17 protein-coding genes are annotated in these 17,807 nt (G+C 61.3%); 2 read left to right on the top strand and 15 right to left on the bottom strand.

Annotation, left to right across the window (positions count from 1 at the left end):
* The first annotated feature begins 15 nt into the window (after positions 1 to 15).
* Positions 16 to 957 carry a glucose-6-phosphate dehydrogenase assembly protein OpcA gene (locus tag CQ020_RS19785; RefSeq protein WP_026540626.1) on the top strand — a complete coding sequence of 314 codons (942 nt, stop codon included), beginning with the start codon at positions 16 to 18 and terminating at the stop codon, positions 955 to 957.
* Positions 947 to 1,765 carry a 6-phosphogluconolactonase gene (gene pgl, locus CQ020_RS19780; protein ID WP_105693406.1) on the top strand — a complete coding sequence of 273 codons (819 nt, stop codon included), beginning with the start codon at positions 947 to 949 and terminating at the stop codon, positions 1,763 to 1,765. The genes CQ020_RS19785 and pgl overlap by 11 nt, the downstream gene beginning before the upstream one ends.
* Here the strand turns inward: pgl and CQ020_RS19775 are convergent.
* The 15 genes from CQ020_RS19775 to CQ020_RS19705 all read right to left on the bottom strand — a co-directional run bounded on the left by CQ020_RS19775 (position 1,718) and on the right by CQ020_RS19705 (position 17,764).
* Positions 1,718 to 2,113, bottom strand: a complete 396-nt coding sequence (locus CQ020_RS19775; protein ID WP_105693404.1) for an RNA polymerase-binding protein RbpA — start codon at positions 2,111 to 2,113, stop codon at positions 1,718 to 1,720. The two genes, pgl and CQ020_RS19775, sit on opposite strands and share 48 nt — an antisense overlap.
* Before the next feature lie 161 nt (positions 2,114 to 2,274).
* Entirely contained in the window at positions 2,275 to 2,532 is a 258-nt protein-coding gene (gene secG, locus CQ020_RS19770) for a preprotein translocase subunit SecG (protein WP_024821019.1), read from the bottom strand.
* 36 nt (positions 2,533 to 2,568) lie between these two features.
* Entirely contained in the window at positions 2,569 to 3,384 is an 816-nt protein-coding gene (gene tpiA, locus CQ020_RS19765) for a triose-phosphate isomerase (RefSeq protein ID WP_105693400.1), read from the bottom strand.
* A 75-nt stretch (positions 3,385 to 3,459) separates the two neighbouring features.
* Positions 3,460 to 4,686 carry a phosphoglycerate kinase gene (locus CQ020_RS19760; protein WP_105693398.1) on the bottom strand — a complete coding sequence of 409 codons (1,227 nt, stop codon included), beginning with the start codon at positions 4,684 to 4,686 and terminating at the stop codon, positions 3,460 to 3,462.
* Positions 4,687 to 4,695: 9 nt separating this feature from the next.
* Positions 4,696 to 5,706, bottom strand: a complete 1,011-nt coding sequence (gap, locus tag CQ020_RS19755; protein ID WP_024821016.1) for a type I glyceraldehyde-3-phosphate dehydrogenase — start codon at positions 5,704 to 5,706, stop codon at positions 4,696 to 4,698.
* A 271-nt stretch (positions 5,707 to 5,977) separates the two neighbouring features.
* Positions 5,978 to 6,601, bottom strand: a complete 624-nt coding sequence (locus CQ020_RS19750; protein WP_062069703.1) for a superoxide dismutase — start codon at positions 6,599 to 6,601, stop codon at positions 5,978 to 5,980.
* Between the two features lie 174 nt (positions 6,602 to 6,775).
* A complete protein-coding gene (gene whiA, locus CQ020_RS19745) occupies positions 6,776 to 7,756 on the bottom strand; it encodes a DNA-binding protein WhiA (RefSeq protein ID WP_017198459.1) in 981 nt (326 codons plus the stop codon).
* 9 nt (positions 7,757 to 7,765) lie between these two features.
* On the bottom strand, positions 7,766 to 8,782 hold the full coding sequence (yvcK, locus tag CQ020_RS19740) for a uridine diphosphate-N-acetylglucosamine-binding protein YvcK (protein ID WP_105693396.1): 1,017 nt from the start codon (positions 8,780 to 8,782) through the stop codon (positions 7,766 to 7,768).
* Positions 8,782 to 9,705: an RNase adapter RapZ gene (gene rapZ / locus CQ020_RS19735; protein ID WP_105693393.1), complete on the bottom strand. Its 924-nt coding sequence runs from the start codon at positions 9,703 to 9,705 to the stop codon at positions 8,782 to 8,784. Before rapZ ends, yvcK begins: the two co-directional genes overlap by 1 nt.
* A gap of 132 nt (positions 9,706 to 9,837) precedes the next feature.
* Positions 9,838 to 11,853, bottom strand: coding sequence for an excinuclease ABC subunit UvrC (gene uvrC, locus CQ020_RS19730; protein WP_105693390.1), 2,016 nt, complete (start codon positions 11,851 to 11,853; stop codon positions 9,838 to 9,840).
* Between the two features lie 74 nt (positions 11,854 to 11,927).
* Complete coding sequence (locus CQ020_RS19725; protein WP_024821011.1) at positions 11,928 to 12,596, bottom strand: 1-acyl-sn-glycerol-3-phosphate acyltransferase; 669 nt, start codon at positions 12,594 to 12,596, stop codon at positions 11,928 to 11,930.
* Complete coding sequence (locus CQ020_RS19720) at positions 12,583 to 13,299, bottom strand: HAD hydrolase-like protein (protein ID WP_105693389.1); 717 nt, start codon at positions 13,297 to 13,299, stop codon at positions 12,583 to 12,585. The genes CQ020_RS19725 and CQ020_RS19720 overlap by 14 nt, the downstream gene beginning before the upstream one ends.
* Positions 13,300 to 13,411: 112 nt before the next feature.
* Positions 13,412 to 16,339, bottom strand: a complete 2,928-nt coding sequence (gene uvrA / locus CQ020_RS19715) for an excinuclease ABC subunit UvrA (protein WP_105693388.1) — start codon at positions 16,337 to 16,339, stop codon at positions 13,412 to 13,414.
* Positions 16,340 to 16,404: 65 nt separating this feature from the next.
* Positions 16,405 to 16,785, bottom strand: a complete 381-nt coding sequence (locus CQ020_RS19710; protein WP_024821008.1) for a GntR family transcriptional regulator — start codon at positions 16,783 to 16,785, stop codon at positions 16,405 to 16,407.
* A gap of 154 nt (positions 16,786 to 16,939) precedes the next feature.
* Positions 16,940 to 17,764, bottom strand: coding sequence for a trans-aconitate 2-methyltransferase (locus tag CQ020_RS19705; protein ID WP_105693384.1), 825 nt, complete (start codon positions 17,762 to 17,764; stop codon positions 16,940 to 16,942).
* Positions 17,765 to 17,807: the final 43 nt, after the last annotated feature.

The following is a 17,807-nucleotide window of genomic DNA, read 5'->3' as shown; positions in this document are numbered from 1 at the left end:
AACCTGGAGAAGGCCATGATTGTAGATCTTCCCGATACCACTACCTCCAAGATTTCCAAGAAGATCATGTCCCTGCGTGAGCAAGGCGGTGTGATCGCCCTGGGGCGGGTGTTGACCTTGGTGGTGGTGACGAAGTCCGGGCAGGAAGAAGAAGCCATCGAGGCCGCCAATGAAGCCAGTAGGGAACACCCTTGCCGGATCATTGTCCTGGCCGACGCCGGGGTGGAAGGCCCGGACCGTCTGGATGCCCAGATCCGGGTGGGTGGTGACGCTGGCGCTTCGGAGGTCATCGTGTTGCGCGGTCACGGGCACATGGCCCACGAGAGCGAGTCCCTGGTAGCGGCCCTGCTCCTGCCGGACGCGCCGATCGTGGCGTGGTGGCCGCACGGCGCCCCGGAAAGCGCGTGTGAAACCTCCATCGGCCGGATCGCGCACCGACGCATCACGGACTCGGCGAACGAACCGGACCCGCGCCTGGCGTTGGAGAACATCCGCGCCACCTACAAAGCCGGCGACACCGACCTCGCCTGGACCCGCCTGACCAACTGGCGCATGCAACTCGCCGCAGTATTCGACCAAGTTGATAGTGACCCTGTCTCCGCTGTAGCCGTTGAAGGTGCTTCCGACTCCCCCAGCACCTTGCTGCTGGCCGCTTGGCTCAGCCTGGCTCTGGAGGCTCCCGTCACGATTGTGGCAGACCCCGCAGGAACCGGTATCCGCCGTGTCCGTTTGACGCGTGCCAGCGGCGACGTTCAGCTCTTCCGTCCCGGGTTGTCCGTGGCAGAACTGACCCAACCCGGACAACCAGCCCAGCGCATTACCCTCCCCCGCAGAAGCCTCAAGGACTGCCTCGCCGAAGAACTTCGCCGGCTCGACCCCGACGAAGTCTTCGGAGAAGTGATTACGATGGGACTTCCACTTACCAGCCAGAGGAGAGTCCAGACAAGTGCACGCTGAGCCGAGAGTAAGCATCCACCCCGACTCGAAGGTCTTGATGGCGGCCATTGCGGCACGCCTCATCACCAAGCTCGTGGATGTCCAGGACAAGCATGGTGAAGCCACAGTGGTCCTCACTGGTGGAACCATTGGTATCGGGACCCTGAAGGCTGTGGCTGACTCTGCCGCGGCACCTGCAGTGGATTGGTCGAGGGTTAACTTCTGGTGGGGTGACGAGCGTTTTGTTGCCGCAGACAGCGACGACAGGAACACCCGCCAGGCTCATCAGGCGTTGCTGACTCACCTGGCGGTGGATCCTGCGCGTGTTCACGAACCCGGGTCCACGGATCAGTACGGCACAGCCGATGAGGCAGCCTCGGCCTACGCGGAAGAACTCAAGTCCGCAGCTGAGGCGGAGCACGCCGCTGATACTTCGGATGACAGGCCCGAGCAGTCAGGTATCCTGCCGCGCTTTGACATCCTGCTCCTCGGTGTCGGACCTGACGCGCACGTAGCATCGCTCTTTCCCGAACAAGCCGGAATCCGTGAGAAGAGCCGCACGGTGGTGGGCGTGGAGAACTCGCCCAAGCCGCCGTCGTCGCGTATCTCTTTGACGCTTCCGGCTATCAACACCGCCCAGGAAATCTGGATGGTTGTTGCCGGCGAAGACAAAGCCGGAGCAGTGGGCCTGGCCCTGGCAGGCGCCAACCCCGTTCAGGTCCCCGCAGCGGGACCCGTGGGGCGTGCCAGAACCTTATGGCTTATTGATGAGAATGCGGCGTCACGAGTCCCCCAGCAGTTGGTCCGGAAGGACCCCGCGGGCGCGTAACCTATCCAGCGCTCCAGCCAGGACCACTTCGGCGTCCTGGCTGGAGCGTCTCTCTTTAACGTAATCCAGGTGCGATTTGAAGATCTCATCTTCAGGCCTTGGTGGGGCCGGATTTCCGGGATCCCGTGTTGCGGGGGCACCACATTTGGGGCAATCCCATGTCCGGGGTATCTGTTCGTCAGGCAGCTTGAGAAAAACAAGCCGCGTTTCATGTCCCTTGGCGCACCAGTAGGGGACGCGGATACGCGGCAGTTGTTGTCCGGAGCCGTGGTCGTTCGGATGCTGTGGAGGTGAACCGTGTGTTACACCTACGCGGGTGCCCCGATATCCAGGCGTGCCATGAACCATTTTCGAACCCCTCGCGACTCGGTGGTGGGCCGTCACGGCCTGCGGGCCTCACAGCCACAGGGTCAGTCTAATGCGACGTGCACGCGGGCGGCAGTAGCGTTGGGCGGCACGGGCAAAGAAAAAGGGAGGCTCCCATCAAGGAGCCTCCCTTCCTGGAACGACTAGGAGTCGCCACCCGAGGTAAATCGCATGATCAGGCCTAAGCCGATGATCACTGCGCCCCACGTGATGCCAAGAATGATGGTGAAGCGGTTCAGGTTGCGCTCGGCTACACCGGACGAACTCAATCCGGAGCTCATTCCGCCACCGAACATGTCGGACAAACCGCCGCCACGTCCTTTGTGCAGGAGGATGAGCAGCGTCAGCAGAAGACTGGTGATGCCCAGCAGGATCTGCAGAATGACTTGAAGAACGTCCACGACGGCCTTTCGAAGAAGCGGAAAACGGGAGCCGGACTAGTCCGTGACGAGGTGGCTCTCGAACCTGACAATGTTAGCAAACTCAGCGGGGTCCAGGCTGGCGCCACCCACAAGCAAACCATCTACGTCGCTTTCAGCCATGATGGCGGCAGCATTGTTGGCCTTGACGGAGCCACCATAGAGAAGGCGTGTCTTCCCTGCGACGCTCTGGTCGAAGAGTTCGGCAAACTCGGCGCGGATGGCTGCACACATTTCCTGTGCGTCTTCAGGACCCGCGACTTCACCGGTCCCGATGGCCCAAACAGGTTCGTAAGCAACAACGAGTTCGGCAGCTTGTTCTGCGGTGAGTCCTTCAACGCCGGCGCGGAGCTGAGCCAAGGTGTGCTCTACGTGAGTCCCCGCTTGACGGATTTCAAGGCCCTCGCCGACGCAGAGTACGGGAGTGACCCCGTGACGGAATCCGGCCTTGACCTTGGCGTTCAAGACGTCGTCGGACTCGTTGTGGATGGTGCGGCGTTCACTGTGGCCAACCAGGACGTAGGCACAGCCCAGCTTGCTCAGGAACTGACCGGAGATATCTCCCGTGTAGGCACCGGAGTCGAACTGGGAAAGGTCCTGTCCGCCGTAGACAACCTCGAGCTCGTCACCCTGAACCAGCGTCTGGACACCCCGGAGGTCGGTAAACGGAGGAAATACGGCCACCTCTGCACGGCTGTAATCGTGCTTGGCGTCGGACAGTGTCCAGGCCAGCTTCTGCAGCAAGGTGATGCCCTGGACGTGGTCCATGTTCATCTTCCAGTTGCCGGCGATGAAGGGTTTGCGGACGAAATTGCCATTGGCAGAGGTAGTCACATGAACTCCAAAGAATGCGTTGAGTAATGGAACGACCGGCAGGACGCAGGTGGCGCCCTGCCGGTCGGTTAATGCTTAGCGGTCCAGGACGCTCAGGCCGGGAAGTTCCTTGCCTTCAAGGTATTCCAGGCTGGCGCCGCCACCGGTGGAGATGTGCCCGAACTGCGAGTCCTCGAAACCGAGGGTACGAACGGCTGCTGCGGAGTCTCCACCGCCAACCACGGTGAAGGCAACAGTATCTGTCAAGGCCTGCGCGATGGCCCGGGTACCGCTGGAGAAGGCTTCGAATTCGAAGACACCCATGGGGCCGTTCCAGAACACGGTCTTGGCCCCTTCAATCTGGGCTGCGAATGCCGAGGCCGATTCCGGGCCGATATCAAGGCCGATTCCGGACGCACCAAAACTGCTGTCCTCAATGGCGTCGGCCTTAACGACCTCGTGCTCAGCATCGGCAGCGAAGCGGCTGGCGACCACCACGTCCGTCGGGATCACAAACGAAGTACCGGCATCGGACGCGCGCTTGAGGTAATCCTGGACGACAGGAATTTGGTCTTCCTCGAGGAGACTGCCCGCCACCTTGTGCCCGGCTGCTGCCAGGAAGGTGAAGAGCATGCCGCCGCCCACAAGGATGGTGTCAGCCTTGCCCAGCAGGTTGTTAATGACTGCAAGCTTGTCCGAAACCTTTGAGCCACCAAGAACAACGACGTAGGGACGCTGAGTGTCGGTAGTGAGCTTCCGAAGAACCTCCACCTCGGTGTGCACAAGATCGCCCAGGTAGGACGGCAGGCGGGTAGCGACATCAAAGACACTGGCGTGCTTGCGGTGAACAGCACCGAAGGCGTCGTCGACGAAGGCGCCGTTGCTGCCGGTGAGGGCAATCAGCTCGTCCGCAAAGGCGCCGCGTTCGGCGTCGTCCTTGCTGGTTTCCCGGGCATCGAAGCGAACGTTTTCCAACACGAGAACTTCGCCGTCCTGAAGAGCGGCTGCCAGCTCCTTGGCGGAGTCACCCACAGTATCTTTGGCCAGCTGGACCTTGAAGTCCGCGAGCTCCGCCAGGCGGGCCGCAGCAGGCTTCAAGGAGTACTTGTCCTCGGGGGCACCCTTGGGGCGGCCGAGGTGGGCGGTTACGAGCACACGGGCACCGGCGTCCGAGAGCTTCTTGAGGACCGGGAGGGAGGCCTTGATGCGGCCGTCGTCGGTCACTGCAGAGCCGTCGAGCGGCACATTCAGGTCACTTCTGACCAGAATGTACCGCCCGCGGACACCTTCAGCGATGAGTTCGTTGAGGGTGTGAGATGTCATGTGTCTACCCTAGCCCAGCTTGGATGCGACGAGCTCCGTGAGGTCAACGAGACGGTTGGAGTAACCCCACTCGTTGTCATACCAGGAAACAACCTTGACCTGGTTGCCGATGACCTTGGTGAGGCCGGAATCGAAGATGGACGAAGCAGGGTCTCCAACGATATCCGAGGAGACGATCGGGGCGTCCGTGTAAGACAGGATGCCGGCCCACTGCTCGGACTCTGCCGCAGCCTTTACAGCAGCGTTGACTTCCTCGACCGTGACTTCGCGCGAAACCGTGACCGTGAGGTCGGTTGCCGAACCCGTGGGGACGGGAACGCGGATGGCGTAACCATCCAGCTTGCCCTTGAGTTCCGGCAGGACCAGGCCGATTGCCTTGGCAGCGCCGGTGGATGTGGGAACCATGTTGATGGCAGCAGCGCGGGCACGGCGGAGGTCACCGTGCGGACCGTCCTGCAGGTTCTGATCGGCCGTGTATGCGTGGACCGTGGTCATGAGGCCGCGCTCGATGCCGAAGGCGTCATTGACAACCTTGGCCAGCGGGCCGAGGCAGTTGGTGGTGCATGACGCGTTGGAGATGATGTTGTGTGCTGCGGGGTCGTACAGCTCGTGGTTGACGCCCATGACAATGGTGATGTCTTCGTCGCTGGCGGGTGCCGAGATGAGGACCTTCTTGGCGCCGGCATCGATGTGCTTCTGCGCTGCTGCAGCCTTGGTGAAGAAACCAGTGGACTCGATGACGATGTCGACACCCAGCTCGCCCCAAGGGAGGTTGGCGGGATCGCGCTCAGCAAGGACCTTGATGGACTTGCCGTCGACTACCAGGTTTCCATCGACAACTTCCACGGTCTGGGCGAGGCGGCCACCGACGGAGTCGTACTTCAGGAGGTGGGCGAGGGTCTCGGGGCTGGTGAGGTCGTTCACTGCCACGATCTCAAGGTCTGCGCCCTGGGCCAGTGCTGCGCGGAAGTAGTTACGGCCGATGCGGCCGAAGCCGTTGATACCAATACGGGTGGTCACTATGTGTCAATCTCCTTGGTGCTCTTGCAAGCACGCCTAGTGAGTCGGATCAAATATTTCCAACTAACAGACCCCGCACGTCTTTGGGCAGAGGTGATTATCAGATCGGAGGGCGACCAGCCACGTTGCTGAAGGCTAACCGCCTTCCGTGATCCATCTTACGTTTAACTAAGCCTGCCCCCGCAACTGCGGAGGCAGGCTTTTCAGCATTTGGCCCGAATTCACGCTAAAGGTGACTTTTATTACATCTGCGTGAACCGGAACTCACCAACTAGAGGACGATGAGGCCCGTTGCGTTGGCGCGGGCGGCTTCGAAGCGCTTGGCGACGTCTGCCCAGTTGACGATGTTCCAGAATGCCTTGACGTAGTCAGCCTTGACGTTGACGTAGTCCAGGTAGAAGGCGTGCTCCCACATGTCCAGCATCAGCAGCGGGGTGGTGCCCACTGCCACGTTGCCCTGCTGATCGTAGAGCTGCTCGATGAGCAGGTTTCCACCGATGGGCTCGTAGGCCAGGAAAGCCCAGCCGGAACCCTGCAGGCCCAGCGCAGCTGCGCTGAACTGTGCACGGAAAGCATCGAACGAGCCGAAGGCATCGTCGATGGCGGCTGCGAGTTCGCCTTCGGGCTTGTCGCCGCCGTCCGGGGAGATGTTGTTCCAGAACACAGAGTGGTTGATGTGACCGCCGGTGTGGAACGCAAGGTCCTTGGAGAGGCGGTTGATGTTGGCGAAATCATTGTTCTCGCGCGCTTCGGCCAGCTGCTTGAGCGCGTTGTTGGCGCCTGCAACGTAGGCCGCATGGTGCTTGCTGTGGTGCAGCTCCATGATCTTTGCCGAAATGTGCGGCTCGAGTGCTGCGTAGTCGTAGCCGAGCTCGGGCAGAACGTACTCTGTCACGAAATCCTCCAATGTAATGGACTCACGTCCGGGTTGGTAACTCTCGTTATTTCATCCGGCCAGCGGGCCAGCCGGAAATCCTTGGCGAAGAAGACTGCGTTGGCCTCCACCGGGAACAACCCGCGGTGGCCTCGCAGTATTTCCTCCGCACTTTCTCGATTCTAGGGGTGCTCCCTACTCGTCCATCATTTCGGGAGTCACATTTGCCTCAGTCCCGGGAATGCCCAAATCCAAAGCCCGCTTGTCCGCCATGGCCAGGAGCCTTCGGATACGGCCGGCTATGGCGTCCTTGGTCATGGGCGGATCGGCCAGTCGGCCGAGTTCATCCAGGCTTGCCTGCTTGTGGGCCACCCGAAGCTCCCCCGCGTACTTGAGGTGGTCCGGGACGTCGTCTCCCAGGATCTCCAATGCACGGTCCACCCGGGCACCCGCTGCCACAGCGGCTTGCGCGGAGCGGCGAAGGTTGGCGTCATCAAAATTGGCAAGCCTGTTGGCTGTGGCCCGCACTTCCTTGCGCATCCGCCGTTCTTCCCAGACCATCAGGGCGTCATGGGCGCCCATGCGGGTCAGGAGAGCCGCGATGGTGTCGCCGTCGCGAATCACCACACGGTCAACACCGCGTACTTCACGTGCCTTGGCTTGGATCCCGAGGCGGCGGGCTGCGCCGACCAAAGCCAGCGCGGATTCAGGTCCGGGACATGTCACCTCAAGGGAAGAAGACCGCCCCGGTTCAGTCAAGGAGCCATGGGCAAGGAATGCACCCCGCCACACTGCCTCAGCATCGGCGGCGGAACCGTTCACCACCGCTGACGGAAGGCCCCGGACAGGGCGCCCACGGCCGTCCAGCAAGCCAGTTTGGCGGGCAAGCGCTTCCCCGTCACGTACAACGCGCACGACGTAGCGGCTCCCCCGGCGCAATCCTCCGCCGGAAACAACAATGATTTCGCTCTGATGCCCATAGACTTCCGCGATTGCTGCCCGGAGGCGGCGTGCAGTGGAAGCTAGGTCCACCTCAGCCTCGATGACGATCCGTCCCGAAATAATGTGCAAGCCGCCCGCAAAACGCAGCATTGCCGAAACTTCCGCCTTGCGGACCGAAGATTTCTTGATGTCCAGCCGGGACAGTTCGTCCTTGACCGACGCAGTAAGTGCCATCGCGTGTTCCTAACTGTTCCCGAAAATATCGTGGTACGCCGCTGCCAACAGCAGTGGATCATGGACGGGGCGGCGCCTCGACGCCCCTACTCTACCCAACACCACTTCGGCGCCGATCATCGCAGCCGCCTTCTCAAAGGCCCTGAGATCCTGCACGGCTGCAGGATCGGCCAAGACCACGTCCACCGTGAACTCAGGTGCATAGCGGCGCAGGACGTCCAAGTGGTCCGCTGCCGTCATGCCGGAGGTTTCCTTGGTTTCCACATCCAGGTTCATGGTCAGGCAGCGTTTGGCGGCGGTGTCACCCAGGGCCCGTCGAAGCTCAGGCAGCAGCAAGTGCGGCAGAACCGACGTGTACCAGGACCCGGGGCCGAGGATGACCCAATCAGCCAGCTCAATCGCAGTGAGCGCCTCGGTACAGGCTGGAGCTGCCTCGGGCAGGAGCCTGACTTCTTCCAGCTTTCCTGCAACAGCACATTTTGCCTGCCCCCGAACCGTCCGCAGTTCATGGCCGCCATCGGGCAATTCCACGCGGGCTTTGCCCTCAATGGTGAGGGGGACGCTGGACATGGGGAGCACCTGGCCCCGGGCACCCAGCAGTGCTCCTGCCCACTTCAGGCCGGCAACAGTGTCCCCCAGCAGTTCCCACAGGGTGACGATGAGCAAATTGCCCATGGCATGGTTGTCCAGCGAACCGCCTTTAGCCGAACCGGCCTCGAAACGGTGTTGCATCACGTCCCGCCAGGTCCGGCCCCAGTCCGTGTCATCACAAAGGGCGCTCAGCGCCATCCGCAGGTCTCCGGGCGGGAGGACGCCGTACTCATCCCGCAGACGCCCGGAACTGCCGCCGTCGTCCGCAACTGTGACGATTGCCGTCAGCTCGGAGGTGAGCAGCCGCAGGGCGGACAACGAAGCCGCCAGTCCGTGGCCGCCTCCCAAAGCGACCACAGAGGGGCTTTTCTTCTGCTGGCTGCCGGGAACACCCTTGGGCGGGATGAGTGGCAGAGGCCCCGTCAGAACCCCCACTATTCGCGTCCCAAGTCGCGGTGGGTGGTGGTCACGGTGACGCGAGGGTATTGCGCCAGGCGCTTGGAAAGTTCCATGGTGACCGCCACCGAACGGTGTTTGCCACCCGTGCAGCCCACGGCCAACGTGGCGTAGTGCTTGTTCTCCTGGCGGTAGCCGTCCAGGACGGGCTCCAACGCCCGGACATAACGGTCCACGAACTCCTGGACACCCTCCGCGCCGAGGACATAGTCACTGACGTCCTGGTCCAAGCCGGTGTGCGGACGCAGCTGCGGGACCCAGTGAGGGTTGGGAATGAAGCGGGCATCTGCCACGAAGTTCGCATCCACAGGCAGCCCGTACTTGAAGCCAAAGCTCATCACATTCAGGCGAAGTGTTACTGGCCCGGTATCGCTGAACAATTCCGTGATGGCAGTAGCCAGGCCATGGACGTTGAAGTCGGAGGTGTCCAGCACGACGTCGGCGTGTTCGCGCAGTTCGCGCAGGACCTCGCGCTCGATTCCGATACCGTCCAGGATTCTCCCGCCGCCCTGCAACGGATGCGGGCGGCGCCCCTGCTCGAAACGCCGGACCAGGACGTCGTCGTTGGCGTCCAGGAAGAGTACCCGGAAGGTGATGCCACTCGCGCTTAGTGCTCCCAAGGCAGTCTGGATGTCGGTGAAAAGGTCCTTGCTGCGAACGTCCACCACCACGGCCAGCTTGGGAATCGACTTGGGCGCATGAGACACAATTTCGGCCAAAGTGCCCAGCATCTGCGGTGGAAGATTGTCCACTACATACCAGCCGTGATCCTCCAAGGCATCCGAGGCGGTGCTGCGGCCGGCACCCGACATGCCGGTAACCACCAAAAGCTCCGCCTCTGGTGGCTTGACGGGCGTCAGGCCGTCCTGCTCCGTGCCGGACCCTGCCGTAGCCTCATGCATCAGTTGTCCCCGTTTCGTAGGAAGTGGTCATTCAAAAAGATCGTGGTGGCCGCCTGAGTCGCCGTGGTTCAAGCAGCCGGGTTCAGACAGCCGGCAGCTCAATTGCGCCGACCGGCCAGGTTCTTACCCTAGCTAAGATTCAAGGATTTCGCCGGTGGTCATATTCACTGCCGGTGCCGTTTCCCCAGTGTCCGCTGAAGCACCGAGGTGCTGGGCCACTGCGGCCGCCAGCGCCGGCCCGATGCCCTTGGCAGAGGTGAGCTCCTCCACTGATGCGGCCTTGATCTTCTTGAGCGAACCGAAGTGGGCCACCAGAGCCTTGCGTTTCGCCTCACCCAGGCCAGGAACACCGTCCAGGACAGACACTGTCATTGCTTTTCCGCGCTTCTGGCGGTGGAAGGTGATCGCGAATCGGTGGGCTTCGTCACGGATCCTCTGCAGAAGGTACAACCCTTGCGACGTTCGGGGCAGGATCACGGGGAAGTCGCTGTCAGGAAGCCAGACTTCCTCAAGCCGTTTAGCCAAACCCACCACGTAAACGTCATCAATGCCGAGTTCCGCCAGTGCGCGCGCCGCCGCATTAACCTGCGGCTGCCCGCCATCCACTACCACCAGATTGGGCGGGTAGGCGAACTTGGCCTTCTGGGCGGGAGCGTCGGGGTCCGACGTCGGCACGTCAGCGGTGGGCTTGGCGCCAGGCCTCGTCGGGTTGATGATCTCGCCGGAAATGATGGGGACCTGGGCGGCTTTGTCGCTCAGATAGTGCCTGAACCGCCGGGTCAGGACGTCGTGCATGGCCGCGGTATCGTCCGCTGCCGCCGCGCCCGTAATGGAAAACTTCCGGTAGTCCGACTTCTTGGGCAGCCCGTCTTCCACCACCACCATGGAAGCCACCACGTTGGTCCCTTGGACGTGGGAAATATCGAAGCACTCGATCCTGAGCAGGGGAACCGGAATCTCCAAGGCTTCCTGCAGTTCCTGGAGTGCAAGGGACCGGACAGTAATGTCTCCCGCGCGCCGAGTCTTGTGCAGCTTCAATGCTTGCTCTGCATTTTCGCGAACAGTGGACATCAAGGCGGCCTTGTCACCGCGCTGAGGCACACGGATGTCCACCCTGGCTCCGCGCAAGCCACCCAGCCATTCGGCCAGTTCGGCATGGTTGCTGGGAGTCTCCGGAATCAGGACCTCCCGGGGAATCCTGCCTTGAACCTCGCTGTCTTCTCCGTAGACCTGCTGCAGCAAATGTTCGATGAGTTCCGGCGTCGTGGCATCCTCCACTTTTTCCACCACCCAGCCGCGCTGCCCGCGGACCCGGCCACCGCGAACGTGGAACACCTGTACGGAGGCTTCGAGTTCATCCTCGTGCAGGGCGAAGACGTCCGCGTCGGTGTCCTCGGCCAGGACCACTGCGTTGCGTTCAAAGACCTTGCGGAGCGCGATGATGTCATCCCTGAGTCCGGCTGCGCGCTCGTAGTCCAGTTCGGCTACGGCGGCAGACATCTCCTTCTCCAGACGGCTGATGAAGCGTTTCGCTTCGCCTCCCATGAAGGAACAGAAATCTTCTGCCAGCCCACGGTGCTCGTCCGGTGTAACGCGCCCGACGCAGGGTGCCGAGCATTTGTCGATGTAACCCAGAAGGCAGGGCCGTCCGCTGGACTCCGCACGCTTGAAGACGCCTGCGCTGCAACTCCGCACGGGGAAGACCCGCAAAAGAGTATCCATGGTTTCCCTGATGGCACCGGCAGTGTAGGGCCCAAAGTATCGGGTCCCTTTCCTTCTTTCCCCGCGCATGACCTGCACCCTGGGGTACTTCTCCCCCATGGTGACCGCGAGGTAGGGATAAGTTTTGTCATCCCGGAACACCACATTGAACCGTGGCTTGAATTCCTTGATCCACGTGTATTCCAGCTGCAACGATTCCAGCTCGCTACCCACCATGGTCCATTCAACGCTGCTGGCGGCGTGGACCATTGCATGGGTCTTGGGAAGGAGTCCCGCAGGGTTGGCGAAGTAGGAGTTCAACCTCGAGCGGAGGTTTTTTGCCTTGCCCACATAGATGACCCGACCATGGGGGTCACGGAAACGATAGACGCCTGGGGTGGTGGGAATTTCACCCGTTTGGGGCCGGTAACTTGCTGGATCTGCCACCTTTCCAGTCTAGTGAACCGGAACGACACTCATTGCCACGGTGTGCAGGGCCGCTGCCTGCTGCGGCCCGGAACTTAGTCGACAGATTTGCTCTGGTTGTAGCTCGTGGACCGTTCCTGGCCGCTGAGGACTGCAATGGCATCCATGATTTTGTCAGTGACTTCGCGCCGCGCCGGCAGTGAATGGTCCGGGCCGGTCTTATCGAAGTAGAGGGGTTCGCCCACCTTCATGGTGAAGTGCTGCGGGCGGACCGCGTTCTTGTCCGCAGGCTGCAATTGCTCGGTGCCGATCAACCCCACCGGAATCACCGGAGCGCCAGTGGTGAGGGCAAGCCAACCAACACCCGTCCTGCCACGGTACAAAATGCCGTCCCGGGACCGGGTGCCTTCGGGGTAAATGCCAATGCCTTTGCCGGATTCCAGGATGTCCAGGAGTGTTTTAAGCGCTTGGACGCTGGCGGCCTGCTCGCCACGCTCAACGGGAATGGAACCCACAGCTTCGAAAAACGACTTCATCACGGCACCCTTGACGCCCTTGGTGGTGAAGTACTCGGCCTTGGCAAAAAAAGCGACCGGGCGTGGCATCAGCGCCTGAACGATGACGCTGTCCAGGAAGGAGAGATGGTTGGGGGCCACGATGAACGGCCCATCCTTGGGAACGTTCTCCAGCCCAATGACCGTAGGCCGGCATGTGGAAGAAATCAGGCCACGGGTTGTCCAGCGGATCGCATCAAAGACTGCCATCGTTTTGTACCTCGCTCAGGGCCGCCGTACGGACAGCGTCAAGTTCTTCAATTTTTGTGCGCAGCTCAAGGGCAGTGGCTACAACGGCGACTGCTCCGGCTTCCTCAAGTTCACCGTCAGGCGCGAATCCCCAACTGACCCCGATGCAGTCCAAGCCGTTGGCCAGTGCGCCGACCACATCCTGATGCCTGTCCCCTACCATGACGGCAGGCTGGGAATGAAGGTCCTTCAATGCCGCCCCGACGATCTCAACCTTGCCCGGCGCCGTATTTGCCCCCAGGGATTCGTCATCTGCCGCCCCGCGTATGGAGACGAAGAAGTCGGAAATTTTATGGTGCTCCAGCACGAGGCGTGCAATGGACTGTGGCTTCTGTGTTGCGACCGCGACTGGCCTTCCGGTCTCGGCGAAGAATTCCAGGAGATCGAAGATTCCCGGGTACAACTTGCTCTGGCCAATGCCGGTTTCCTTGTAATGGCTCCGGTAGCGCTCGATGGTTTCATCCACCAATTCGCTGGGGACATTCGCCAAATGCAGGAGGGAATCGCTGAGTTTGGGGCCCACCATGGAATTCAACACGGCTTGTTCCGGAACAGGGAGGTCCATTTCCCGGAGGGCCGCAGAAATGCCTCCCGTGATACCGCCGGCAGGATCGACAAGGGTGCCGTCCAGATCGAATATTACGGGCACCGTTGTTTGAGTCACCGGGTTAGTTTCTCACGAGTAGCGGCATGCCTGAAACTCGCATGCCGCTACCGGAATACTTCCAGGGTCGTGGAGATATTCCCTCGACAGCCCTGAGGCCGCCCGTGAGCAACTATCCGAGAATCTCAGCCAGGAAGGTCGCAGTATGGCTGTCAGTGGATTTGGCCACCTGTTCCGGCGTTCCCGTGGCCACAATCTTTCCGCCCCCCGAACCACCATTGGGGCCCAGGTCCACAATCCAGTCCGCAGACTTGATGACGTCCAGGTTGTGCTCAATGGTGATCACGGTGTTGCCCTTGTCCACCAGCCCCTGAAGAACCATGAGCAGCTTACGGATGTCCTCAAAGTGCAGGCCTGTGGTGGGCTCATCAAGGACGTAGATGCTGCGCCCGTTGGAACGCTTCTGAAGCTCGGCCGCCAGCTTCACACGCTGGGCCTCGCCGCCCGACAATGTGGTTGCGGGTTGGCCAAGCCTGACGTAGCCAAGTCCCACATCCACCAAGGTGTTCAAATGCCGCGCGATGGGGGTGAAAGCAGCGAAGAATTCGGCGCCTTCTTCGATGGGCATGTTGAGGACATCGGCAATGGTCTTGCCCTTGTAGTGAACTTCAAGGGTTTCCCGGTTGTACCTGGCACCGTGGCACACTTCGCAAGGAACATAGACATCCGGCAGGAAGTTCATCTCGATCTTCAATGTGCCATCGCCTGAACAGGCCTCGCAGCGCCCGCCCTTGACGTTGAAGGAGAACCGTCCCGGCTGGTAGCCACGTACCTTGGCTTCGGTGGTCTCAGCGAAGAGTTTCCGGATGTTGTCGAAGACGCCGGTGTACGTGGCCGGGTTGGACCGGGGTGTACGGCCAATGGGGCTTTGGTCAACGTGGACCACCTTGTCAAGGTGTTCGAGGCCAGCCACCGTACGGTGACGTCCTGCAACCTGCTTGGCTCCATTGAGCTTGTTGGCGAGGACCTTGTACAGGATTTCGTTCACCAACGTGGACTTGCCGGAGCCACTGACTCCGGTCACCGCTGTGAAAAGTCCCAGGGGGAAGGTGGCATCAACGTTGTTGAGGTTGTTCTCCCTGGCACCTACAACCTTGAGCTCACGCTTTTTGTCGTACTTTCGGCGTTTGGTGGGTACGTCGATCTTGCGGCGTCCGGACAGGTAGTCGCCCGTCAGCGAGTTCGTGTTCTCCAGGAGATCCTTGTAGGTACCGGAGTGCACCACCTGGCCGCCGTGTTCGCCGGCGCCCGGTCCGATGTCAACTACCCAGTCGGCCTCATGAATGGTGTCTTCGTCGTGCTCCACCACAATCAGCGTGTTACCGAGATCCCGGAGCCGGGTGAGTGTCTCGATGAGCCGCCGGTTGTCACGCTGGTGCAGGCCAATGGACGGCTCATCCAAAACGTAGAGGACGCCCACCAGGCCGGAACCGATCTGGGTGGCCAAACGGATGCGCTGAGCCTCGCCGCCTGACAAGGTTCCCGAAGGGCGTTCCAGGTTCAGGTACTCCAAGCCGACGTCCAGGAGGAAGGTCAGGCGGGCCTGGATCTCCTTCAGGACCTGGTTGGCAATCTGGGCTTCCCTGTTGGTGAGGGTAAGGCTCCCCAGGAACTCCGCGCACTCCCGCATGGGCAGCGCTGCAACTTCGGCGATGGACTTTCCGTTGATCAGCACAGACAGCGAAGCCGGGTTAAGGCGGGCACCGTTGCACTCGGGGCAGGGAATCTGGCGCATGTACTCTTCGTACCGGTCCCGGGCCCAGTCGGAGTCTGTTTCCCCGTGCTTGCGGTGAACGTACTGGATGGCACCCTCAAAGCCGGTGCTGTACTTACGCTCACGGCCAAAGCGGTTTTTGTACTGAACAACAACCTTGTGGTCCTTGCCATGAAGGACTGTGTTCCTGACGTCCTTGGGCAGTTTCTCCCAGGAGGTTTTCATGGAGAAGCCAAGTTCGTGCGCCAAACCCTCAAGGAGCCGGTTCCAATACTCTGTAGTGGCTGTGCCGAGGGCCCACGGGGCAATGGCGCCTTCGCCCAAGGAGAGTTCCGGATTGGGAACGATCAGCTCTTCATCCACTTCCAGCCGGGTGCCGATTCCACTGCAAGCAGAGCAAGCGCCGAAGGGGTTGTTGAAGGAGAACGAGCGGGGCTCGATCTCGTCGATGGCCAAGGGGTGCTCGTTGGGGCACGCCAGGTTCTCTGAGAAGGCGCGGATACGCGCAGGATCCTCGGCGTCGAGGTCCACGAACTCCACCAGCACACGGCCTTCGGCAAGGCCCAAGGCCGTCTCTACGGAATCGGTGAGGCGTTGGCTGATCTCTTCCTTGACCACCAGGCGGTCCACCACAACTTCAATGGTGTGCTTGAACTGCTTGCCGAGCTTGGGCGGATCGCTCAGTTGAACCAACTCGCCGTCCACCCTGGCACGGGAATAGCCCTTGGCCGTCAGTTCCTTGAAAAGATCGACGAATTCACCCTTGCGTCCTCGGACGACGGGGGCCAGGACCTGGAATCGAGTGCCCGGATCCAGCTCAAGGAGTTGATCCACAATCTGTTGCGGGGTCTGCCGGGCGATGGGCTCGCCACAAACAGGACAGTGCGGACGGCCCACACGCGCCCACAGTAGACGCATGTAGTCGTAAATTTCGGTGATGGTGCCCACCGTGGAACGCGGATTCTTGCTGGTGGACTTCTGATCAATTGATACCGCAGGAGAAAGACCCTCGATGAAATCGACGTCGGGCTTGTCTACCTGGCCGAGGAACTGGCGCGCATAAGCGGACAATGACTCCACATAGCGGCGCTGGCCTTCGGCAAAGATGGTGTCGAAAGCCAGGGATGACTTTCCTGAACCCGAGAGTCCTGTGAACACGATCATGGCGTCACGCGGAAGATCGAGATCCACGTTGCGCAAATTGTGTTCCCGGGCACCCTTGACCACCAAGCGGGAAAGATCCGGCTTGACGGGTTTGGTATCGGAAAGGGCGGAGACGCCGTTCAAGGCGTCCATGGCGGTATCTTCAGCTAAGGCTTTGGGCACCTACCAATGCTAATCGAAAACTTCTTCGAATTTCCATGTCGTGCCTCACACGCTACTGATGGGTATCAGTCGGCGTCGTAGGCAGCAGCAAGAAGCTGCACGGCTTCGGCGAAGGAAGCTCCTTGGGCCTTCGAAGCGGCGGCGTATTCCGCGGCGACACCTGCCAGTGCTCCCCAGCGGTCATCCCGTGCGCAGACCACGGTGCCGTTGCGCCCACGGGTAGCCACGACACCCGCTGCCTCCAGCTCCTTGTAAGCACGGGCCACCGTGTGGGGTGCGACGTCCAATACCCCGGCCAAATTGCGGACGGGAGGAAGCTTTGCCCCAACGGCCAGGGCTCCGGCATCCACAAGTTCAATGATCCGCAGTCTCAACTGTTCAAAGAGCGCAACAGCACTGCCGGTGTTGGGGCGCCAGTTGCCCGGAAAATCTCCTGTGGGAGTCACGGGGAACTCCGGCCCGCTGCCGGGGCAACCGGCGGCATCTCTTGTTCGAAGCGTCCTTGGTCCATGCCGAGAATTAGACCAGCGACGCCGGAAAGGGACAAGCCGTCATAGCGCGGGAACGTGAATGCTACGTGCGGCGAAGAGATCCAGCGGATCATGCGGGCTTTTGGGCTACGGCGAAAATGCGACGGAACGGGAAGACCGTTCCGTGGCTCGTCGCCGGGTAGGCCTCGCGCAGCAGGGTCGAGTACCCATCTTCGAAATCAGCAGCCTCTTTCGCAGTCAAGGCTGCCAGTACCGGACGAAGTCCCGTGCCGCGTACCCACTCCAGTACCGGGTCCTCACCCTGCAGCACTTGTTGGTACGTGGTCTCCCAAGCGTCTGCCGCACATCCGGCGTCGAGCATGATGCCCAGGTAGTCCGCAGGACTGCCCACGGCGCCATCGTGCCGAAGCACGCCGCCCAGCCGCCCGGACCACGTGCGGGATTCGGCCAATTCCCTCATGAGCGTGTGGGAGGGCGACGTGAAGTTCCCCGGGACCTGCATGGCAAACCACGCGCCAGGCTTGAGGTCGCGAAGCCAAGCGGCCAGCATTTCCTGATGCCCCGGAACCCATTGGAGGGCGGCGTTGCTGACCACCAGGTCAGTATCCGCGTCCGGATGCCACTCAGCAATATCGCCCAGCTCGAAGGCCAGCCTGGCCGGCTTCTGTTCGAGGGACTGCTGAGGGAGGGACTCGGGACGAAGGGACTGCTGACGAAGAGAGTCTGCCCTCAGCAGCATTTCCTCCGATGAGTCGATGCCCACAACGAGGGCCTCCGGCCAACGCTCAGCAAGCGTTGCCGTCAGGTTTCCCGGGCCGCAGCCGAGGTCAACTACTTTGCCCGGTTGCACGGACCGCACCCTCGCGACGAGGTCATGGAACGGCCGGTCCCGATGGTTGCCGAACTCCACGTATTTAGACGGGTCCCACTTCATTGACAGCCTCCTCGCGCCTGGCATCCCTTGCTGGGCTGAGCCT

The organism is Arthrobacter sp. MYb23 (genome assembly GCF_002979775.1).
Taxonomy (GTDB): Bacteria; Actinomycetota; Actinomycetes; order Actinomycetales; family Micrococcaceae; genus Arthrobacter.
Note: the sequence above shows the minus strand (reverse complement) of the source record. Positions and strands in the feature narration are given on the sequence as shown.